General features: G+C 65.1%; 20 protein-coding genes. 11 read left to right on the top strand and 9 right to left on the bottom strand.

Translation table 11 applies throughout. From position 1 onward, the window contains the following. Positions 1–49: 49 nt before the first annotated feature. The 3 genes from AC0WRY_RS28780 to AC0WRY_RS28770 all read left to right on the top strand — a co-directional run bounded on the left by AC0WRY_RS28780 (position 50) and on the right by AC0WRY_RS28770 (position 2,221). Positions 50–511, top strand: coding sequence for an Hsp20 family protein (locus AC0WRY_RS28780; RefSeq protein WP_194404127.1), 462 nt, complete (start codon positions 50–52; stop codon positions 509–511). Between the two features lie 110 nt (positions 512–621). Then, entirely contained in the window at positions 622–957 is a 336-nt protein-coding gene (locus AC0WRY_RS28775; protein WP_491122053.1) for a hypothetical protein, read from the top strand. Positions 958–1,114: 157 nt separating this feature from the next. Beyond that, entirely contained in the window at positions 1,115–2,221 is a 1,107-nt protein-coding gene (locus AC0WRY_RS28770) for a trypsin-like peptidase domain-containing protein (protein WP_491122052.1), read from the top strand. A gap of 117 nt (positions 2,222–2,338) precedes the next feature. On the opposite strand, the gene AC0WRY_RS28765 is transcribed toward AC0WRY_RS28770, so the two are convergent. Together AC0WRY_RS28765 and AC0WRY_RS28760 are read right to left on the bottom strand one after the other, a co-directional pair. Next, complete coding sequence (locus AC0WRY_RS28765) at positions 2,339–2,515, bottom strand: hypothetical protein (RefSeq protein WP_194404124.1); 177 nt, start codon at positions 2,513–2,515, stop codon at positions 2,339–2,341. After that, entirely contained in the window at positions 2,512–2,730 is a 219-nt protein-coding gene (locus tag AC0WRY_RS28760) for a hypothetical protein (RefSeq protein ID WP_491122051.1), read from the bottom strand. The genes AC0WRY_RS28765 and AC0WRY_RS28760 overlap by 4 nt, the downstream gene beginning before the upstream one ends. A 208-nt stretch (positions 2,731–2,938) precedes the next feature. On the opposite strand from AC0WRY_RS28760, the gene AC0WRY_RS28755 reads away from it, so the two are divergent. Then, on the top strand, positions 2,939–3,736 hold the full coding sequence (locus tag AC0WRY_RS28755; protein WP_194404123.1) for a fumarylacetoacetate hydrolase family protein: 798 nt from the start codon (positions 2,939–2,941) through the stop codon (positions 3,734–3,736). A 238-nt stretch (positions 3,737–3,974) separates the two neighbouring features. Continuing rightward, positions 3,975–4,361 (top strand): hypothetical protein, encoded by a 387-nt coding sequence (locus AC0WRY_RS28750; protein ID WP_211416133.1) that lies wholly within the window; start codon positions 3,975–3,977, stop codon positions 4,359–4,361. A gap of 10 nt (positions 4,362–4,371) precedes the next feature. Here the strand turns inward: AC0WRY_RS28750 and AC0WRY_RS28745 are convergent, their stop codons facing one another. The 4 genes from AC0WRY_RS28745 to AC0WRY_RS28730 all read right to left on the bottom strand — a co-directional run bounded on the left by AC0WRY_RS28745 (position 4,372) and on the right by AC0WRY_RS28730 (position 7,733). Then, positions 4,372–5,112, bottom strand: coding sequence for an IclR family transcriptional regulator (locus tag AC0WRY_RS28745; RefSeq protein WP_491122050.1), 741 nt, complete (start codon positions 5,110–5,112; stop codon positions 4,372–4,374). 65 nt (positions 5,113–5,177) lie between these two features. Further along, on the bottom strand, positions 5,178–6,029 hold the full coding sequence (locus tag AC0WRY_RS28740) for an HpcH/HpaI aldolase/citrate lyase family protein (RefSeq protein ID WP_491122049.1): 852 nt from the start codon (positions 6,027–6,029) through the stop codon (positions 5,178–5,180). Then, positions 6,029–6,481, bottom strand: coding sequence for a MaoC family dehydratase (locus tag AC0WRY_RS28735; RefSeq protein ID WP_028160689.1), 453 nt, complete (start codon positions 6,479–6,481; stop codon positions 6,029–6,031). The genes AC0WRY_RS28740 and AC0WRY_RS28735 overlap by 1 nt, the downstream gene beginning before the upstream one ends. A gap of 49 nt (positions 6,482–6,530) precedes the next feature. Continuing rightward, positions 6,531–7,733 carry a CaiB/BaiF CoA transferase family protein gene (locus AC0WRY_RS28730; protein WP_491122048.1) on the bottom strand — a complete coding sequence of 401 codons (1,203 nt, stop codon included), beginning with the start codon at positions 7,731–7,733 and terminating at the stop codon, positions 6,531–6,533. A 223-nt stretch (positions 7,734–7,956) separates the two neighbouring features. On the opposite strand from AC0WRY_RS28730, the gene AC0WRY_RS28725 reads away from it, so the two are divergent. Genes AC0WRY_RS28725 through AC0WRY_RS28700 form a run of 6 tightly spaced genes read left to right on the top strand, consistent with a single transcriptional unit; the run spans position 7,957 to position 14,927 of the window. Then, on the top strand, positions 7,957–8,985 hold the full coding sequence (locus AC0WRY_RS28725) for a TRAP transporter substrate-binding protein (protein WP_491122047.1): 1,029 nt from the start codon (positions 7,957–7,959) through the stop codon (positions 8,983–8,985). A gap of 45 nt (positions 8,986–9,030) precedes the next feature. Next, positions 9,031–9,585, top strand: a complete 555-nt coding sequence (locus AC0WRY_RS28720) for a TRAP transporter small permease (RefSeq protein ID WP_491122046.1) — start codon at positions 9,031–9,033, stop codon at positions 9,583–9,585. 11 nt (positions 9,586–9,596) lie between these two features. Next, the gene (locus tag AC0WRY_RS28715) at positions 9,597–10,886 is read left to right on the top strand and encodes a TRAP transporter large permease (protein WP_211416140.1); all 1,290 of its coding nucleotides are present in this window, start codon (positions 9,597–9,599) and stop codon (positions 10,884–10,886) included. 39 nt (positions 10,887–10,925) lie between these two features. Continuing rightward, positions 10,926–12,092, top strand: a complete 1,167-nt coding sequence (locus AC0WRY_RS28710) for an acyl-CoA dehydrogenase family protein (RefSeq protein ID WP_080134126.1) — start codon at positions 10,926–10,928, stop codon at positions 12,090–12,092. A gap of 23 nt (positions 12,093–12,115) precedes the next feature. Next, positions 12,116–13,669: a class I adenylate-forming enzyme family protein gene (locus AC0WRY_RS28705; protein ID WP_491122045.1), complete on the top strand. Its 1,554-nt coding sequence runs from the start codon at positions 12,116–12,118 to the stop codon at positions 13,667–13,669. A 1-nt stretch (position 13,670) separates the two neighbouring features. Beyond that, positions 13,671–14,927, top strand: coding sequence for an acetyl-CoA hydrolase/transferase family protein (locus AC0WRY_RS28700; protein ID WP_491122044.1), 1,257 nt, complete (start codon positions 13,671–13,673; stop codon positions 14,925–14,927). A 1-nt stretch (position 14,928) separates the two neighbouring features. Here AC0WRY_RS28700 and AC0WRY_RS28695 read toward each other — a convergent pair whose 3' ends face one another. From AC0WRY_RS28695 to AC0WRY_RS28685, 3 genes are read right to left on the bottom strand one after another with little or no spacing between them, the layout of a single operon-like run. Beyond that, positions 14,929–15,465 carry a hypothetical protein gene (locus tag AC0WRY_RS28695; protein WP_491122042.1) on the bottom strand — a complete coding sequence of 179 codons (537 nt, stop codon included), beginning with the start codon at positions 15,463–15,465 and terminating at the stop codon, positions 14,929–14,931. A gap of 12 nt (positions 15,466–15,477) precedes the next feature. Continuing rightward, positions 15,478–16,797 carry a hypothetical protein gene (locus AC0WRY_RS28690; RefSeq protein ID WP_491122041.1) on the bottom strand — a complete coding sequence of 440 codons (1,320 nt, stop codon included), beginning with the start codon at positions 16,795–16,797 and terminating at the stop codon, positions 15,478–15,480. A 60-nt stretch (positions 16,798–16,857) separates the two neighbouring features. Then, positions 16,858–19,272 carry a hypothetical protein gene (locus tag AC0WRY_RS28685; RefSeq protein WP_491122040.1) on the bottom strand — a complete coding sequence of 805 codons (2,415 nt, stop codon included), beginning with the start codon at positions 19,270–19,272 and terminating at the stop codon, positions 16,858–16,860. Between the last annotated feature and the right edge of the window lie 132 nt (positions 19,273–19,404).

Here is a 19,404-nt window from a genome sequence, read left to right as displayed (position 1 = left end):
CCTGTCCTGCGCTCCTTCGTATCCATCTTGCTCTCAGGAGGACTTGGTTATGAGGACCAGTTTCGACTTCGCGCCCCTGTGGCGTTCCACCATCGGCTTCGATCACCTGGCCGACCTCGTCGACAGCACGCTTCGCCAGGCGACCGAGGACAATTATCCCCCTTACAACATCGAACGCTCCGGCGAGGACCATTACCGGATCAGCCTCGCGGTGGCGGGCTTCGGCGCCAGCGACGTCACGGTGACGGCCGAACAGAACGCGCTGACGATCGAGGGCAGGAAACCCGAGACCGCCGCGCGGGAATATCTGTACCAGGGCATCGCTGCGCGGCCGTTCCGGCGCGTGTTCAACCTTGCCGACTATGTCCAGGTGAAGCAGGCCTCGTTCCAGGACGGGCTGCTGATCATCGACCTCGTCCGCGAGGTTCCGGAAGCCATGAAGCCCCGCCGGATTCCGATCACGGGTGCCGCGCCTGCGGCCTCGCAGATCGAGCAGAAGAAAGCGGCTTAAGCTCTCGCTGTTGCGACCAACAGCATCAGGCGGGACGGCGGCGATTGTCGCCGCCGTCTCGTCGTCAACAAGCACGTCCCTTGGAAAGGAGCATGAGGGGAGGTTCAGAAATGACCAACGTGAATAGCAATGCCGGGACTCTCAATCCGCTGTTTTACCCTGCAGCCCATTACGATTCGCCTGACGATGTCCTGAATGCTGAGGAGCTCTCTCCGCCGGAGAAGCGGATCATCCTGTCGTCCTGGGCATCCGACATGTACGCGGTCGAATCCTGTCCCGGCTTACGCGAGATCCCCGGGATGAGCCACACGGTCCGGCTCGCCGATATCCTGGCCTGCTTGCGCAAGCTCGACGGCGACAACGACAATGACGATCCGCCGCGCGGCGGCGGCGTGCCGATGCGGCAGCGGCGGCCCTGGGCCGCCGCTGAGGGGCATCATCCATGATGCTCACGCAGACTGTTCTGGGACTGGTGTTGCTCGGCCAGGTTTCGGCGACCTTCGCCGCTCCGTTCCTCGCCATGCAAGGCTGGATCGCCGCGTCACGCGACGGCGAGTGAGCCACCACGTTCTCCGATATCCATACAAGGCGGCAGGAAAAAAGATGAACGCTGTGCGTCCGCTCTTGCTGGCGGTGCTGGTGCTGACGCTCATGGCGTCACAGCCTGCTGCCGGCCAAATCCCCGACATGAAGACCGGCGGCTCGGTGCCGACCCTGGCGCCCCTGGTGCGCCGGGTGACACCCGCCGTGGTCAACATTTCCGTGCACGGCCGCGTGCGCGAGGACAACCCGCTCTATCGCGATCCCTTGTTTCGCGAGTTCTTCGACGTTCCCCGGCAGATTGAAAAGGAGGTGAACGCGACCGGCTCCGGGGTGATCGTCGATGCCGAGCGCGGCTACGTGCTGACCAACAATCACGTGGTCGAAGGCACGTCTGCCGTTCAGATCACGACCAAGGATGGTCGGCAGTTCTCCGCCAAGGTGGTCGGACGCGATCCGCCGACCGACGTTGCCGTGCTCCAGGTCCAGAACCCTACGGGCCTCAAGGCGCTGCCCTTCGGCGACAGCGATGCGCTCGACGTTGGCGATTTCGTGCTCGCGATCGGCAATCCCTTCGGGCTCGGGCAGACCGTGACATCGGGCCTCGTCAGCGCGCTCGGCCGCACCGGCCTCGGCAAGCAGGGCTATGAGGATTTCATCCAGACCGATGCTGCGATCAATCCAGGCAATTCCGGCGGGGCGCTGGTCAGCCTGCGCGGCGAGCTGGTCGGCATCAACTCGGCGATCATCTCGCCTGCCGGCGGAAATGTCGGCATCGGCTTTGCCATTCCGGTCAACATGGCGCGCAAGGTGATGGAGCAGATCGTCGCGAGTGGCCGCGTCGAGCGCGGCCGCATCGGTGTCTCTCTGAAAGACCTGCATCCGTCGATCAACAAGGGACTGACCCAGGGCGCCGTGATCGCCGAGATCGCTGCAGACTCGCCCGCTGAAAGGGCCGGCCTGCGCAAGGGTGACGTCGTGACCGCTGCCGACGAGCGTCCGATCCGCACCGCCGCACAACTCCGCAATACGATTGGCCTGGCACGTGTCGGCGAGGAGGTGAGGCTCAATCTGTTGCGCAATGGCACACCGCTCACCGCGACCGTGCGGGTGGCACCGGCGAACCAATCAAGCAGTGCGCTCGCAGGTCCCAATCGCCTCGTTCGCTAAGGCATGACGGGGTGAGGCTCAATTGCCGCGATGACGGAGGTGCGCTCCCTCCCGCTCGCCAGGGAGGGTTGGGGAGGGGGCCTCCGACTCCCCCGCAAACGGCAGAGGCGGAGCAAGTTAGGCGGCGCGGTAATCCGGCTCGTCCTGCAGGTCGCGGATCAGCCGACGTTCGCGCTCGATGCGCTGCTGATAAAGCTCGCGCTCATGCTCGGTCTTGGCGCTCGCGAGCAGAAGCTCGTAATGGCCGATCACCTTTTCGCTGCCGCGAATGAGCAGTGCCCGCTGACTGTTCATTGCGCCACCCCCATCACCTCGGCCGGCACCCCGGGTGCGCGGAAGTCAACAGGGAAGGTCGCCGCGGTCAGCGCATCGAGCGCCGACTTCTCTTCCGCGAGGCGCCGCTCTACGAAATTGCGCTCCAGCCGCGACAGCCTTGTTTTCAGCAGCCGCCGATAGCGGTGAATATTGTTGCGGTGCGCGCGTATCAGGGCCAAATTCTCATCGAGCATCGTCGTCTCTCCAGACGGTCGCTTTGGATCCTTTGATTTTCGAGGGTGAGAAAGTGCTTTCTCGACGAAAAAATATTCAGCGCGAAGCAGCTGTCAAGATGTTTGAAGCCCGCACCGCGGCGTTCCTGTTGCTGGTACGCTGAAGATCGACTATCAGCCGGAGCGGCGCGCCTGACGCGGCCCAACGACAAGGAAGGGAGCCCCCGAGATGAAACGGACCTCACCGACGCGACGCGATCTGCTTGCAACCGCCGCCGTCGCGACCGCGGCAACCATGGCCGACGTCGTTCCGGCCGCAGCGCAGGCAGGGCCCAAGCCGATCTTTCCGGTACCGATGGTGACCATCCCGATCGTCGGCGAGAAAGAGGTGTTCCAGGTCCGGCGCATCTACTGCATCGGGCGCAATTATGCGGCACACGCGATCGAGCGCGGCTCGGATCCGAACCGCGAGCCGCCGTTCTTCTTCCAGAAGCCGACCGACGCGATCCAGAACGTCGCGGTCGGCGAGGTCGCCGATCATCCCTATCCGTCGTTGACCAAGAACTATCATCACGAGGTCGAACTGGTCGCCGCGCTGAAATCCGGCGGCACCAATATCCCGGTCGATAAGGCGCTCGACCACGTCTATGGCTACGCGCTCGGCCTCGACATGACCCGGCGCGACCTTCAGAACGGCATGGCCGCGGAGAAGAAGCCCTGGGAGATCGGCAAGAGCTTTGACCACGCCGCGGTGCTCGGCCCGATTCACCCCGCCAGCAAGACCGGCCATTTCGAGAAGGGCGCGATCTCGCTGGCGGTCAATGGCACGGTCAAGCAGAACTCGGATCTCAGCAAGATGATCTGGAGCGTGGCCGAGCAGATCGCAAAGCTGTCGGAAGCGTTCGAGTTGAAAGCCGGCGACATCATCTATTCCGGCACGCCGGAAAATGTCGGTCCCGTCGTGAAGGGCGACGTGCTGCTGTGCAAGCTCGAAGGCTTGCCGGATATGTCGATCAAGATCGTGTAGCTGCTTTCGCCCTCCCTGTGCGGCCGGACGATCGCGTTTGAGCGATTTGCGGCAACCTGGTCTCCACATCGTCATGGCCGGGCTCGTCCCGGCCATCCACGCCGTGCGCACTGGCGGAAGGAGTGCCACCGTCGCCCGACGCCCGGTTCCACCCGGCAATTGCCATTTGTTGGCCGGCAAGTGAACCTCGTGCGGCCATATTTGAGCAGGAGTGGTTTCCCGTGAGGGAGACTCTCCGATGACCAAAGCTCTGATCACTGCTGTCGCATTGCTGGCCTTAGTGCCCGTGAGCGCGGTTGCGCAGGAGCGCGCGGGGGACGCGGCGCTCGGCGCGGTGTCGGGCGCGGTCGTGCTGGGACCGGTCGGTGCGGTCGCGGGCGCCTTGATCGGGTACACCGCGGGACCTTCGATCGCGCGATCGTGGGGCGTGAGAGGTTCGCGCTCGGCAGGACATCGGCCGCCGCCGCGTCGCGCGGCCGCGGCCAGGAACCAACCGCGCATGCGCCAGGCGATGGAGGCCAATGGCCAGATGAGAGCTGCCGCCAATCCGGCCCCGCCGCCGGTTCAAGCCGCGCCTGCCGTACCGGCGCAGAGTTCGACGCCGCCCGTTCAAGGTTTCGACTGAGACCGCAGCGTCAAGCCGGCGCCTTCGGCCGCAGCCGATCGACCGTGCGCGCGATCAGCGCGGCGACCTCGTCGACCCTGGGGCCAATGCGGAATTCCGGGCCGGCGACGACGACCGAGAGACGGCGGTCGCCGACCGGCAACGGGATCGCAGCGCCGGCGAGATCGCGGCTGTAATCGCCAAAGCTCTGGCAGTAACCGCGCGCGATCGAGTTGCGCAGCTCGGTCTCGACCGCCTCGATGCTGATCGGCGTCGACGGGCCGTATTGCTTGAACTCGATCTTGCGATAGACGGAGTCGCGCTCTTCCTGCGAATATTGCAGCAGCAACGAGCGGCCGCTGGCCGTTGCATGGATCGGCACGCGATGGCCGATGGTCGCGAAATAACGGATCGCGGCCTGGGATTCGACGACGTCGATGAACACGGCCATCACGCCGGCCGGCGCCACGATCGAGGCGGTCTCGCCGGTCTCGGCGGAGAGATCGGCGATCAGCTGATGCGTCCATTGCGGCAGGGGCTCGACCTCCGAGATCATCCGCGCCATCGCCAGCCAGCGCGGGGTCGGATAGAAGCCGGCGCGCGGCCGCGGCTCGTAGAGATAGCCCTTCTCCGACAGCGTCGTGAGAAGGTTGAAGGTCGACGAGCGCGGCCAGCCGAAATGATCGGCGATCTCCGCAAGCGTCGCCGGCTTCCTCGCCTGCGCGAAGAATTCCATGATCTCCAGGACGTTTGCGGCTTGGCGAACGATCATGGCGGGCTTTGCGTCCTGATCTAGAGCGTTTTCAAGCCCAGTTCCGCTTCCATCGGAACTGGGCTCTAGGGCTGGCCGAGGATCTTCTTCGCGGCGCGAAGATGCGGCTTGTCGATCATCTGGCCGTCGAGCCGCAGCGTGCCGGAATTCGGATTGCTCGCGAACGCCGCGATCACCTTCTCCGCCCAGGTCCGTTCGGCCTCGGTCGGCGCGAACGCCGCATTGACGACATCGACATGCTTGGGATGGATCAGGGCCTTGGCGGAAAAACCGTCGCGCCGCGCGGCGCGCGTTTCGGCTTCCAGGCCGGCGAGGTTGTCGATGTCGGTATAGACCGTGTCGATCGGCACGACCTCGGCCGCGGCCGCGGCCATCAGGCAGAGATCGCGGGCGAGGCGATAGGGGCTGTGGAACACGCCACCGGAGGCTTTCTCGGTGGCGCCGAGCGAAGCCGAGAGGTCTTCCGCGCCCCACATCAGGCCGGCGAGGCGGGGGGAGCAGCCCTTGTAGCTGCCGAGGCCGAAGATCGAGCTGGCCGTCTCGGTCGCGACGCAGATGATACGCGTCGTGCCGGCCGCGATGCCGGATGCCGCCTCCAGCGCTTCGAGCCAGGTTGCGACCCGCCGCACGTCGTCGCCGCCTTGTGATTTCGGCAGCACGATGCCGTCGGGCCTGCCGGGCAGCACCGCGGCGAGATCGGCCAGCGTCATGCCGGTGTCGAGCGCGTTGACGCGGACATAGAGCTGGTGCGGGCCGGGGCGGCTCTTCAGCATCGAAAGCGTCAGGGTGCGCGCCTCCGGCTTCTTCTCGGCGACGACGGAATCCTCGAGGTCGATGATCAGCGCGTCGGCGTTGCCCTCGCTCGCCTTCTCGAATTTGCGCGGGGAATCGCCCGGCACGAACAGCATCGAACGCATCAGACCGGCCTCTTGTGCATCATCGCCATGCGGCGGCATTTTCCGACGATCTCGTCGTTCTGGTTCAAGGCATGGTGCTCGAACTCGACGATGCCCGCTCTCGGGCGCGATTTGGATTCCCTCAACGAAAGCACCTTCGTCGTCGCCCGCAAGGTGTCGCCATGGAAGACCGGTTTTGGAAACGTGACGTCGGTCATGCCGAGATTGGCAACGGTGGTGCCCATGGTCGTATCATAGACCGTCATGCCGATCATGATGCCGAGGGTGTAAAGGCTGTTGAAAATGCGCTGCCCAAACTCGGTCTTTTCGGCGAAATGCGCGTCGATATGCAGCGGCTGCGGGTTGAGCGTCAGTAGGCTGAACATGGTGTTGTCCATCTCCGTGACGGTCCGGGTCAGCGGATGCCTGAACTCCTGGCCTACGGAAAAGTCTTCGAAATAAAGTCCGGCCATCGCGGTTTCCTCCCTGTGTCTTTATTTTTGCCGGCGCCCCCCCCGCTTCTTACGGCAGCGGCGCCAGGTGAACTGCCTTCTGCTCTGCGAGCTGGTCGATCTCTTCAGTCGAGAAGCCCGCCTCATGCAGGATGTCGCGGCCGTGCTGGCCGAGCGTCGGCGCGGGGCCGGCTGGCTCCGGCTGGGTTGCGCTCCAGGTGGAGGGCACGCGCATCTGGCGGATGCGCCCCTCAACGGGGTGGTCCACCGTCTTGAAAAAGTCGACCGCATTGAGATGCGGATCGTCCAGGATGCTCTCCAGCGTGTGCATCGGCATCACCGGAATGTCGGCGCGCTCCAGCAGCTCTCGCCACTCCGCGGTGGTGCGCGTGGTGAAGATCTGGCCGATCTCCTCATAGATCTCGTCGATATGCTTCGTGCGCGCGGCGTGGTTGGCAAAGCGCGGCTGATCGAGGAAATGCGGCTGCCCGATCGCCTCGAAGAAACTGCGCCAGTGCTTGTCGTTGTAGATGAGGACGCAGAGATAGCCGTCGCTGGTCTTGTAGGGCCGGCGGTAGCGCGACAGCAGGCGGGGATAGCCGCCATGGTCGAGCGGCGGGTCATAGGTGAGGCCACCGAGATGATCGACCAGCACGAACTCCGCCATCGATTCGAACATCGGCACGTCGATGCGCTGGCCCACACCCGTGCGCTGCTGGTGCATTAGCCCGCCCATGATCGCATTGACCATCATCAGCCCGACGATGCGGTCGGCGATGGTGACGGGGACGTAGCGCGGCGTACCGTCGCCGGCGGCTGCCAGCAGTGTCGGGATGGTCGCCGCGCCCTGGATCAGATCGTCATAAGCGGGCTTTGCAGCGTAGGGACCGGACTGGCCGTAGCCGAACGCACCGACATAGACGAGCGCGGGGTTGACCGCGCGGAGGCTCTCGTAGTCGAGGCCGAGCCGCGCCATGGCTTGCGGGCGCACATTGTAGACCAGCGCATTGGCGCGCTTCGCCAGTCTTAGCAGCGCGTCGCGGCCTTCCTTCTTCTTGAGATCGAGCACGATGCTGCGCTTGCCGCGATTGGCATTGAGGAACATCCCGCCCATGCCGGGCGTGCGGCCGGGACCGATCTGGCGGACGATGTCGCCCTCGGGGCTTTCGACCTTGATGATGTCGGCCCCCATGTCGGCCAGCACCTGTGTGCCGTAAGGGCCCATCAACACCGAGGTCAGGTCGAGAATGGTGAAGCCGGCGAGCGGTCCCATGAGGCCTCGCGTGAGAGTTCATATACGTGGAGTTAGTGTTCAGAAAACGGGCATGTCAATTCGTGGGCTTCGCCAACAGCCGCATAGGCCCATGCTTAGTTCATATACTTGACATATAAATTCACATATATGTACAAACTTCTCAAGCAAGAAGTGAGGCCGAAGCGACCGGCAGCAAAATGGCTGCCGCCGTCGGCGTGAGGGCGCGTCAGGGAGAAGGCGAATGAAGAGGAATTGGGTCTGGGCGGCCGCCGCGTTGGCATTTTCACTGCCGGTCTCGACATTGCAGGCGCAGGCGCTGGAGCTGAAGGTCGCCGACAGCTTCCCCGCCGACCACTATCTCGTTCGTTTGATGCTCAAGCCCTGGATGGACGATGTCGCCAAGCGCACCAACGGCGCGGTGACGTTCACGCATTATCCGAACCAGCAGATCGGCAAGGCCACCGACATGCTGCGGCTGACGCAGTCCGGCGTGGTCGACATCGGCTACATCGGGCCGTCCTACGTCTCCGACAAGATGCCGCTGTCCGAGGTCGCGCAATTGCCGGGCGCCTTCCAGACCAGTTGCCAGGGCACGCTGGCCTATTGGAAAACGGCGCGGGAAGGCATCCTCGCCAAGCAGGAATATGCGCCCAACAAGATCAAGCTGCTGATGGCTGTGGTGCTGCCGCCCTATCAGGTGTGGACCGCCAAGGCGAAGGTCGAGACCATCAAGGACATGCAGGGGCTGAAGCTGCGCACCACCGGCGGTGCGCAGGATCTGACGGTCCGTACGCTCGGCGCGGTGCCGGTGCGCATGGCCGCGCCCGATGCCTATGAATCGCTGTCGCGCGGCACGATGGACGGGCTGCTGTTCCCGATGGACAGCGTCGTCGCCTATGGCCTCGACAAGCTCGTCAAATACGCGACCGACGGCGTCAGCTTCGGCAGCTTCATCGTTGCCTACTCGATCAATCAATCGGTCTGGGACAAGCTGCCCGACGATGTGAAGAAGGCGATGGACGCCGCGTCGGAAGCAATCACGCCGAAGGCCTGCGCCGACGTCGACAAGGAGCAGGACGCGACACGGCAGAAGATGAAGGACGAGGGGATCGGCTTCACCGCGCTCCCGGATGCCACGCGCGCGGAGATGAAAGAGAAGCTCAAGGGCGTCGCGCAGGAATGGGCAGCCGGGCTCGACAGCCGCGGCAAGCAGGCTTCCGCCGCGCTGAAGGAGTTCGAAGGTTTGCTCGCGGCGAGTGGCGCGAAGTAGCGCCGCAGGGGCGCTGCCTACAGGATCGAGCGGAAAGGGAGAGCGATGATCAAGCGGGCGACGGACGTGCTCGGCGTATTGGAGCGCGCGCTGACGGTGATCGCCGCGATCGCTCTGTTTGCGATCATGGCCTTGGTGGTGGCCGACGTGTTCATGCGCTACGTCATGAACAGCCCGTTCTCCTTCACCTACGACCTGATCGGGCTCTACCTTCTGGCCGCCGTGTTCTTCCTGACGTTGTCCGATACCTTGCGCGTGCATGCGCATGTCGGCGTGGACATCCTGCTCTCGCGCTTTCCCGCCGGGGGCCGGAGGCTGTCGGAGATCGTCACCGCACTCACCGGCCTGTTCGTCTTCGCTCTGATCTGCAAGGTCGGGTTCGAGCGCGCGCTGGAGAATTACGAGCAGCACGACGTGCTGGCCGGCGCCATTGCCTGGCCGACCTGGATCTCGGCCGCGCTGGTGCCGTTCGGCTGCGGCGTGCTGGTGCTGCGGCTGGCGCTGCAGCTCGTCGGCAATGTCCTCAGCCTCGTCTCGGGTCGTGATCTATTTCCCCTGCCGCCTGTCAACGAGGCCGGCGAAGCCCATTCCTTCGAATAACGGCGGCCGCGATGACAGTCATCCTCGTGCTTGGATTGCTTTTTGTCCTGCTGGCGATCGGTACGCCGGTCGGTTTCGCCATGGGATTCGCCGGCTCGGTCGGTCTGCTGATGGTCGGCGGCACCGGCACGCTGTTCGGCATTCTGCAGACGGCGCCGCTCTCGACGGTGTCGTCCTATGAATTGATCACCATCCCGATGTTCCTGCTGATGGCGGACCTCGTGCTGCTGTCCGGCGTGGCCGACGACATGTTCAAGACGGCCTCCGCGTGGGTTGGCCGGATCCCCGGCGGGCTCGGCATGGCGACCGCTCTGGCCGGGGCCGGCTTTGGGGCGATCTGCGGCACCTCGACGGCATCGGCCGCGACACTGTCGTCGACCAGTCTTCCGGCGATGATCCGCCAGGGCTATGAGCCGAAGATGGCGGCCGGCGTCGTCGCGATCTCCGGCACGCTGGCGATGTTGATCCCGCCCAGCGTGGCGCTGGTGATCTTCGGCCTGCTCGCAGAGGTCAATATCGGGCAGCTCCTGATCGGCGGCATCATTCCGGCAGCGCTCGTCACCGCCACCATCATGGCGACGATCTATTTCCTGGTCTGGCAGGATCCGTCGCGGGCGCCGCGCATCGAGCCCGTGTCCTGGCGCGAGCGTTTTTCGCTGCTGTGGCAGGTCGGGCCGATGGCGCTGCTGTTCTCCCTCGTCACCGGTACCATCTATCTCGGCGTGGCGACGCCGACGGAAGCCTCCGCACTTGGTGCTGCGGGCGCGCTGCTGCTGGCCATCGCCAAGGGGAGGGTGACGCCGGGATCGCTGTACAAGGCGCTGCTCAGCGCCTGCCACGGCACCTGCATGATCGTGACGATCCTCGTCGGCGCCTCGATCTTCGGCTATTTCTTCACGCTCACCCATGTGACGCAGGATCTCGTCGCCTGGATTGGTTCGTTGCAGACCTCGCGCTGGGTGATCATCACGCTGATCCTGTTCGGCTACATCGTGCTCGGCTCGTTCATGGACCAGATCGCGATCCTGGTGCTGACCGTGCCGATCGTGCTGCCCCTGATCAAGACGCTTGGCTTCGATCCGATCTGGTTCGGCGTCATCAAGATCGTCACCGCCGAGGTCGGCATGATCACGCCGCCCGTGGGCCTCAACTGCTTCATCGTCGCCCGCTACGCCAAGCGGCCGGTGGCGGAAGTGTTCCACGGCACCTTCCCGCATTTCATCGCGCATCTGATCGCGATCGCGATTTTGGTGGCGTTTCCGTCTATCATCCTCTGGCTGCCCTCGCAGATGGGGCGCTAGGAACGGAGCTCGCGGCTCCCAAGAAGGAGATCAAAGAACATGGATTTCGCGCTCACCGATCAGCAGGAAGCCATTCGCGATGCCATCGCAAAAATCTGCGAAGGCTTTCCGGATGCCTATTGGCTGAAGAAGGACCACGACGGCGGCTTCCCGCACGATTTCCACAAGGCGCTGGCGGACGCCGGCTGGCTGGGTATCTGCGTGCCCGAGGAGTATGGCGGCTCGGGGCTCGGCATCACCGAAGCTGCGATCATGATGCGCACCATCGCGGAATCAGGGGCCGGCATGTCCGGCGCCTCCGCGGTGCACATCAACGTGTTCGGTCTCAATCCCGTCGTCGTGTTCGGCACCGAGGAGCAGCGCAAGCGCATGCTGCCGCCGATGGTCGAGGGCCGCGAGAAGGCGTGCTTTGCCGTCACCGAGCCCAACACCGGCCTCAACACCACGCAGCTCAAGACGCGGGCGGTCGCCAAGAACGACCGTTACATCGTCAACGGCCAGAAAGTGTGGATCTCGACCGCGCAGGTCGCGCATAAGATCCTGCTGCTGGCGCGCACCACGCCGCTGGAAGAGGTGCGCTCGCCGACCCACGGCCTCAGCCTGTTCTACACCGATTTCGACCGCAACAGGATCAAGGTCCACGAGATCGAGAAGATGGGCCGCAAGATCGTCGATTCCAACGAGCTGTTCTTCGAGGACTTTGAAATTCCGATGGAGGATCGGATCGGCGAAGAAGGCAAGGGTTTTCAGTACATCCTTGAAGGCATGAACCCCGAGCGCATCCTGATCGCGGCGGAAGCGGTCGGCCTCGGCAAGCTGGCGCTGTCGCGCGCGACCGAATACGCCAAGACGCGGGTCGTGTTCAACCGTCCGATCGGCAAGAACCAGGGCATCCAGCATCCGCTCGCCGTGAATTGGGTCGAGCTGGAGGCGGCCTGGCTGATGGTGATGCAGGCGGCCTGGCAATACGACAAGGGCCTGCCCTGCGGCGCCGGCGCCAATGCTGCGAAGTATTTCGCCGGTGAAGCCGGCTACCACGCTTGCGAGCAGGCCGTGATGACCCATGGCGGCTTCGGCTATGCCAAGGAGTTCCACGTCGAGCGTTATCTGCGCGAAGTGCTGATCCCGCGCATCGCGCCGGTCAGCCCGCAGCTCGCGCTGAGCTTCATCGCGGAAAAGGTGCTAGGCCTCGCCAAGTCGTATTAGGCTTAGCCTTCAGGGGGATCGCAGTGAACCTCGCTCATCATCTGCTGCGTGCCGCCAAAGCGGACGCCTCCGCGCCGGCCCTGCTCAAGGGTCTGACGCCGGTCGCCGATTACGGCCGGCTCGCCGCGACGGTGGCATCGCTCGCGGGCGCGCTGCGGCAACGCCTCGGCCTCGCCAAGGGCGATCGCGTGGCGCTGCTGATGAAGAACGTGCCGGACTATGTCGCCTGCCTCTACGCTTGCTGGCATGCGGGCCTGGTCGCCGTTCCCATCAACGCAAAACTGCATCCGCGCGAGGTTGCGTTCATTCTCGACAATTCCGGCGCGGCGCTCGTGTTCGTGACCGAGGACATGGCGAGCATTGCATCGGAGGCGCTGGCGCTCGCGACGGTCAAGCCGCTCATCGTCGAGATCGGCTCGGGCGAGCACCGCGCGCTGGAAAAGGCCGATGGCATCGCCATCGCCGATGTCGCCATCACCGATCCCGCCTGGATTTTCTACACCAGCGGCACCACCGGTCGCCCCAAGGGCGCCGTGCTCAGCCATCGCAATCTGCTGGCGATGTCGCTGAATTACCTCGCCGAGATCAATCCGATCGTCCCGGGCGAGGCGCTGCTGCACGCCGCGCCGATGTCGCATGGCTCAGGTCTTTATATGGTGCCGCATGTGCTCGGCATGGGCGCGCAGATCATTCCGGAGAGCGGCCGCTTCGAGCCGGACGAAATTCTGGACCTGACGGCGAAGCGCGAGAACATCTCCTTTTTCGCCGCGCCCACCATGGTGCGGCGCCTGACGGTCGCGGCGGAGGCGGCGGGTGCAAACGCACCGGGATTGAAGACCATCATCTATGGCGGCGGCCCCATGTATGTCGCCGATTGCAAGGCGGCGCTCGGCGTGTTTGGCCCGAAGCTGGCGCAGATCTATGGCCAGGGCGAGACGCCGATGACCATCACCTACTTGCCGAAGCGCATGCATGCGGCCGCCGGTCATCCGCGCTATGAGGAGCGCCTCGCCTCGGTCGGCATTGCCCAAGGCGTCGTGCAGGTGCGCACCGTGGACGAGACCGGACGCGATGTTGCCGCGGGCGCGATCGGCGAAATCATCGTGCGCGGCGATACCGTGATGTCCGGCTACTGGCAGAATCCGGAGGCGACCGCGAATACGCTGCGCGACGGCTGGCTCTACACCGGCGACATGGGTGCCTTCGATGCCGACGGCTTCCTCACGCTGAAGGACCGTTCCAAGGACGTCATCATCTCCGGCGGCACCAACATCTATCCGCGCGAGGTCGAGGAAGTGCTGTTGCGGCACGAGGCCGTCGCCGAAGTCTCCGTGATCGGCCGGCCGCATCCGGAATGGGGCGAGGAGGTCGTGGCGGTCGTCGTTCCCGTCGCGGGCAAGGCAGTCACGCGAGACGAACTCGATCAGGTCTGCAATGCGTGGATCGCGCGCTTCAAGCGGCCGAAGCATTATTACCTCACCGCTGAGCTTCCCAAGAACAGCTACGGCAAGATTGTGAAGACCGAGCTGCGCACGCTGCTGGCTGAGTCCTCCAAGCGCCTCACGCCGATGGGCTGAGATGGCGATCCCCGAACCTTCGGCGCTGATCGATCTCTCCGGCCTGATCCGCGAGGGCGATCTCGTCGTCTGCGGGCAGGCGACGGCGGAGCCCGTCACCCTGACGCAGGCGCTGATGCACCAGGCCGCGCGACTTCCGGCCTTCCGCATGATGGTCGGGCCGATCTTTTCCGACACGTTCCCCGTGGCTTGCGCCCCCAACGTGGCGTTCCAGAGCTACGGCGTGATCGGCAATGCACGGCGGCTCGCCAGGGCAGGGCGGCTCGATGTGATCCCGAGCAACTACAGCGCCTTCTGCGCCGACTTCGCCGCGCGACGCCACAGGGCTGATGTCGTTCTGGTGCAGCTTGCTGAAGCCGGTGACGGCCGCTTGAGCGCCAGCCTGTCGAACGACTATGTCATCGACGCCGCGCGCGGCGCGCGTCTCGTCATCGCCGAGATCAACCCGGATGCGCCATTCACGTTTGGAGCGGAATGGCCCGCCGAGGTGCCGATCCATCTGCGCGTGACCGCGCGCCGGCCTCCCGTTGAACTGGTCTCACCGCCGCTCGATGACGTCTCGCGTCGGATTGCCGCCCATGCCGCAAGCCTGATCGCCGACGGCAGCACGCTGCAGTTCGGTGTCGGCCGAATTCCGGACGCGATCCTGTCCTCGCTATCCCATGTGCGCAATCTCGGCATCCATTCCGGCCTGATCAACGATGCCGTCGTCGATCTGATCGAACGCGGCGCGGTGACGAATGCAGAGAAGGGGATCGATGCCGGAACTACGGTCACTAATCAGGTGATCGGTACGCGGCGGCTCTACCGCTTCGTGCACGAGAACGAGGCGGTATCGGTGCGACCGACGTCCTACACGCACGGCCAGGACGTGCTGGCGCGGATCAATCGCCTGGTCGCGATCAACTCGGCGCTGCAGGTCGGGCTCGACGGCAGCGTCAATTCCGAGACGCTGAATGGCGTTGCGATCGGCGCGATCGGCGGTCAGCTCGACTTCGTGCGCGGCGCCAACGCGTCGCCCGGCGGACGAGCGATCATCGCGCTGCCCGCCACGGCGCCCGACGGGACCAGCCGGATCGTCGCCGATGTCGAGACGGTGACGACGCCACGCGCGGATGTCGACGCCATCGTCACCGAATGGGGCATCGCGGAATTGCGCGGCTCCGGCCTTGCCGAGCGGGCACGCCGCATGATCGCGATCGCCGCGCCCGAGCACCGCGACGCTCTGTCGGCGCAGCTTCGCGCCTCCGTGCGCTAGCTCAGTTCATCATCGCGAGCGTCGGACGCTGGCTGCCGCCGGATCCGATGATCCCTGGGAGGTCCGTCGCCTCGCCGGCGATCATGTGCGACATGCCCCAGAACAGATGGGCGAGGCGGGAGAATACCAGCCGCTCGCGGTCGGCAGGAGCGGTGCCATCTGGGATCGTGACCGTTTCCAGGCCGACCACCTTCTTGAAATCCGGCCAGATCGTCATCGACTGCGCGATCACGGAGTAGCAGTGCGGATCGTCCTCGCTCTCGTCGGGCGCCGGCGGCAGGCCCGGATATTGTGTCGGCGTGGCGTAGAATTTGTAGGCACCATACCCGAGCCTGAGCAGGAATTTTTCGTGCATGGCGACGTCGGCGGCAAACGACACCAGCCGTGCCTCACTCAGCACGTCAGGGTCGATGGCACTGAGGTCCGATGCGCGCAGCGCCGAGCAGAAGACGAGGTCGCGATTATGCTCGCGGAGCAGATTGGCCAGCGGCTGCTGCTGTTGCACGGTGTCGGTGAGCAGGATGATCGTCTTGAGCATCGTGATGGTCCCTTAGGGAAAAAGCTGGCGCGCGGTCATGACCGCATCGTCGGACGCGTGGCTCGCGAAGAAGTCGCTGGCGATGCGCAGTCCCGGCGCGATCTCCAGGATGCGGTAACGTGCGAGGCTTGCGGCTTCCCGCGCGGCACCGACGTCGTCCTGCCAGGCGCAGAGCGACAGCTCGAGCCGGCCGTATCCGCCGCAATCGGCGGCGTAGGCGCCGGTCACGGCCTCGACGGTCGCGGCGACCGCACCCGCGTCGCTGGCCGAGACGTCGCGCAGGATCACGGCGATGCCGCCTTTGGTCTCGACCTTCGAGGTCATCACCATGAAGGCGTCGCGGGCGCCGGTGCGGCCGGCGCGACGGGCGGTGCGCACGATGCTCGCGAAGCCGGGATCGGGACCGAGCTCCAGCGTCGTCGTCTGCTGGTCATGCAGGATCGTCGCGCGCGAGGCGCCGAGATCGCCCTTCAGCGCGTGATAGGAGCGCGGCAGCCACACGGTATCGAGCGGCACCTGCGACGACGTCAGGCTCCAGGCCTGGTCCAGCAGATAGCCCTCCCAGATCGCGGGATAGGCGGCCGCAAGCTGCTGCCATGCGCGAAGCAGCCGTTCCGCATGCGCGGAGCGACCGAGATAGAGCGTGCGCGCCGACATCTCCCAGCGATTCCACTTGTGCAAGGCGACGTCGCAGCCGAGGAAGGAGGGCAGCAGCGGCGCCTCGCGCAAGGTAGCGCCCGCGTCGACGAACAGCAGCGGTTCGCGATATTTGTTCCACATCCGCACCATGAACTCCGCCTTCTCGAAGCAGAGCAGGCGGTCGTCGAGCTGGGTGTCGATCGGCTCGATATGACAATCGAGCTGCAGGCGTTCGAGCGAATGACGGAGGCGGAGGGACGCGGCCGCGTCGACACCGCGCGGATGGCAGGAGACGATTCGCGGCCGGGGCGTGGAGGCGTCGGCGGCGGCGAGGAATCTCGACCAGCCGATGCCGCCCCACCACATCTCGTGCGGGCCGTCGGCGCCGCAGGGGCCGACGGTGCCGAATTCGGTCAGCTTGGACTTGAGGAAGTCGAAGCCGGGATTCTCGCTTCTGGGAATGACGACCGCGCAGGCGGGACTGAGCGAACGGTAGAACAGCTCGGCCGCCGCGCCGCTCAGTGGCTCCCTCAGAATAGCGACGCCGTTGTGCTGCCCGTCCGCGACGCCATCGAGCGCCGGCGCACCGTATTGGCCGACCAGCCAGCCCAGTCGGTCGAGCTGGGTCCGGCCGAGCTTGATGCCGCCGGATTGCAGTACCTGCCCAAGATTCGCCTGCGTCGCGTTCCGCAATTTCCGTGCCCCCTCGTAAGCCCCAGGACTTCAACGGCCGGGGCGGCGCGATCAGGCGCACTATTTGGGGGCGGCTCCGAGCGGGGTGATCGCGACGGAATAGATCGCGATCTCCTGCGTCATCGGGGCGACCGGGATCAGCAGGCAACCATCTTCGGTCTCGGCGCGATAATGGCCGCCATTCCACTGCACGCCGCCGTAGATCAACCGCTCGGTCGCGATCGCGACAACATCCTGGCTCTCGGCGGCGTCACGAACGTCGCCGCCCTGCTGCAGGGTCACGCCGTGAAGCAGGCCTTCGGGCGCGAATTTCGCCAGCGGCAGTGCGATCGTGGAGATCGACATGCGACGCGACAGGGGAATGCGCAGACGCAGCTCGCCGAGCCCGGTGCGATGGACGGTCGCCGCCTCCAGCGCTGCACCGCCGTCGGCGCGGAACAGTCCGACCTGAACCAGGCCGGAGGCCCGTTCCTCAAAGACGTCGGCAGGCAGGCGGTTGGCGCCGAACAGCACGTACAGATAATTGTAGGATGGTGACAGGCCGGCGAAACTGCCGGCAAGCCACATGGGCGGCGCGGCCGCCGTGCAGGCTGCCGAGAGGCCGCGGGCGGTGATCTGGTTGCGCACGAACGGCGCGTCGAGCAGCGGCGCGAGCGCGTCGGTCCCGAGATTGACGTCGTGCTTCAACGGGCCGAGCAGCGCCAATTCGTCATTATCAGGCAGCAGCAGGAGCCGTGCCAGTGTCGCCGCGCACCAGCGCGCCGCGACATCGGGGGTGGCATAGGGATCGAGATCGTAATCGCGCGCGACACCGTCCGCGCTGCCAGCGAAAGCCAGCGCGCCGGCCTGGATCTCCGTGGCAAGCGCCAACTGCTCCGGGGGACGCGGATTGATCTCGCGCAGCACCGCGCCGCGATCGTAGTCGCGCACCGAACCGTCCGCGGAGCAGCAAATCTGCTCCAGCAGCGCGACGTTGCGGATCAGCATGCGCTTGATGTGAGGCGTGACGACGAGGTCGGAGATGAAGCCCGCCGCGCTGTCCTGTTCGGCAAGGTCGTCGAAGGCGTCGTCGAGCGACATCAGATAGGCGCCGTGCAGGCGGATCTCGATGCCTTCGAGGTCAAAGATGCGGCGCAGCGCCTTCTGCACGCTGCCGGAATAGCCGAGATCGGCCAGTACGAGATCGGTGCAGTCGTCGAAGCCGGGGATGGTCCGGCGCAGATAGGCGAGCAGCCGGGCGCGCAAGCCCGCGGCGAGCGCGACGATCTCGGCGGGATCGATCAGTCCGGGAAGCGCCTCGGCGAGCTCCTCGCCGGAGGCAATCCCGTCCGGAAAGCCGCCAAAGAAAGCGGCAACTTTCGCCGGCATGATCTTCACCATGTCGCGGAAGGTCGGCGCGTCGATCTTGAGCACCTTGCCGAGCAGATCGACGAGCGGCTGCATCGTGTCGGCTGAGGCGATCAGGCTGACGCGACGGTTGATCTCGATATAGGCCGATGGGGCGCCATGCAGCTCCTGCCGGATCCGGTGCGACAGAACCCCGTCGCGGCCGAGAAAGCCGAGCACGACCTTGCGGCCTGGACCTGCCATCTCCTCGCAGCGCCGCGTCACGAAGACGTCGAACGCGGTCATGACAGGGCCGAGCACGGTCAGCCCGAGCTGGAAGGCCTGGGACCTCCCGGCGCTGCGCGCGGCGACCATGCGCCGCAGCATCCGCGCGCCGTGATCGAGCCGCGCCGGCGCGCCGCCGCACAGCAGCTCGAACAGTGCCGTCTCGCGCTGAAAGTTCGAGGCGAGCTGCGCTGATGCCTGCGGATAATAGCGGGGGTGAATGCCGTGACGCTTCGCCCCCTTGATGTCCGCCTTCTCGTTGTCGCCGACGTGAAAGGAGGCGCCGGCATCGATGCCCTGCTCGGAGAGGTAGGTGGCGAACAAGCCGTCGCTCTTGCCGCTGCCGTGGTCGCAGGACGCATAGAGGAAGTCCCAGGCGAGGCCGGGATGGCAAGCCCGCAGCAGCCGCGCCAGCCGGCCGGAATCCCAATAGGTGTCCGAGATGAATCCGACGCGGTGGCCGGCGCGTTTCATGTCCAGATATTGCCCGAGCATGTCCTGGTTGACGCGGCAAAGCTCGACCTCGGCGCCGAACTCGGCCTCGACCAGATCGTTCAGGCTGGCTTGCGAAAGGCCGAACAGCTTGAATGGAAAACAGGAATAGATCTCCTCGATGCGCACTTCGCCCGCGCCGCATTTCTCCTTCGCGATTCGACGCGCGCGCGATTCGGCCTGGATGCGATGCTGAACGAAGCTCGCGGAAACATTCGGACAAGATCGTGAAATGCCGGATAGCTCGTAAGTCCTTTCAAACACGCCATCCGGCGTCGTGCATGCACGCAGCAGAAACGTATCGAAAACATCGAACGACCAAGCAGAAACAATTTGCGCGCGACGCTCGGCGCCTACTGTTGCGATCTTCATGCTGCAATTCCCCGCCCATCAGGACGCTGAACGTGCGTCCGCGTCGAGTCAGGCGCCGCAAATGCAAAAAAAATTCTCGTGCGATTCAAAATCGCGTTCGTCGCGACTGACAGATTCAAAAAAATCGCTAGG

The sequence above is a fragment of the Bradyrhizobium sp. T-12 genome (assembly GCF_058314695.1).
Note: the sequence above shows the minus strand (reverse complement) of the source record. Positions and strands in the feature narration are given on the sequence as shown.

Excerpts from the sequence above, each read along its gene's own strand:
- AC0WRY_RS28780 (WP_194404127.1), top strand. The coding sequence starts at position 50 with ATGAGGACCAGTTTCGACTTCGCGCCCCTGTGGCGTTCCACCATCGGC.
- AC0WRY_RS28775 (WP_491122053.1), top strand. The coding sequence starts at position 622 with ATGACCAACGTGAATAGCAATGCCGGGACTCTCAATCCGCTGTTTTAC.
- AC0WRY_RS28770 (WP_491122052.1), top strand. The coding sequence starts at position 1,115 with ATGAACGCTGTGCGTCCGCTCTTGCTGGCGGTGCTGGTGCTGACGCTC.
- AC0WRY_RS28765 (WP_194404124.1), bottom strand. The coding sequence starts at position 2,515 with ATGAACAGTCAGCGGGCACTGCTCATTCGCGGCAGCGAAAAGGTGATC.
- AC0WRY_RS28760 (WP_491122051.1), bottom strand. The coding sequence starts at position 2,730 with ATGCTCGATGAGAATTTGGCCCTGATACGCGCGCACCGCAACAATATT.
- AC0WRY_RS28755 (WP_194404123.1), top strand. The coding sequence starts at position 2,939 with ATGAAACGGACCTCACCGACGCGACGCGATCTGCTTGCAACCGCCGCC.
- AC0WRY_RS28750 (WP_211416133.1), top strand. The coding sequence starts at position 3,975 with ATGACCAAAGCTCTGATCACTGCTGTCGCATTGCTGGCCTTAGTGCCC.
- AC0WRY_RS28745 (WP_491122050.1), bottom strand. The coding sequence starts at position 5,112 with ATGATCGTTCGCCAAGCCGCAAACGTCCTGGAGATCATGGAATTCTTC.
- AC0WRY_RS28740 (WP_491122049.1), bottom strand. The coding sequence starts at position 6,029 with ATGCGTTCGATGCTGTTCGTGCCGGGCGATTCCCCGCGCAAATTCGAG.
- AC0WRY_RS28735 (WP_028160689.1), bottom strand. The coding sequence starts at position 6,481 with ATGGCCGGACTTTATTTCGAAGACTTTTCCGTAGGCCAGGAGTTCAGG.
- AC0WRY_RS28730 (WP_491122048.1), bottom strand. The coding sequence starts at position 7,733 with ATGGGACCGCTCGCCGGCTTCACCATTCTCGACCTGACCTCGGTGTTG.
- AC0WRY_RS28725 (WP_491122047.1), top strand. The coding sequence starts at position 7,957 with ATGAAGAGGAATTGGGTCTGGGCGGCCGCCGCGTTGGCATTTTCACTG.
- AC0WRY_RS28720 (WP_491122046.1), top strand. The coding sequence starts at position 9,031 with ATGATCAAGCGGGCGACGGACGTGCTCGGCGTATTGGAGCGCGCGCTG.
- AC0WRY_RS28715 (WP_211416140.1), top strand. The coding sequence starts at position 9,597 with ATGACAGTCATCCTCGTGCTTGGATTGCTTTTTGTCCTGCTGGCGATC.
- AC0WRY_RS28710 (WP_080134126.1), top strand. The coding sequence starts at position 10,926 with ATGGATTTCGCGCTCACCGATCAGCAGGAAGCCATTCGCGATGCCATC.
- AC0WRY_RS28700 (WP_491122044.1), top strand. The coding sequence starts at position 13,671 with ATGGCGATCCCCGAACCTTCGGCGCTGATCGATCTCTCCGGCCTGATC.
- AC0WRY_RS28695 (WP_491122042.1), bottom strand. The coding sequence starts at position 15,465 with ATGCTCAAGACGATCATCCTGCTCACCGACACCGTGCAACAGCAGCAG.
- AC0WRY_RS28685 (WP_491122040.1), bottom strand. The coding sequence starts at position 19,272 with ATGAAGATCGCAACAGTAGGCGCCGAGCGTCGCGCGCAAATTGTTTCT.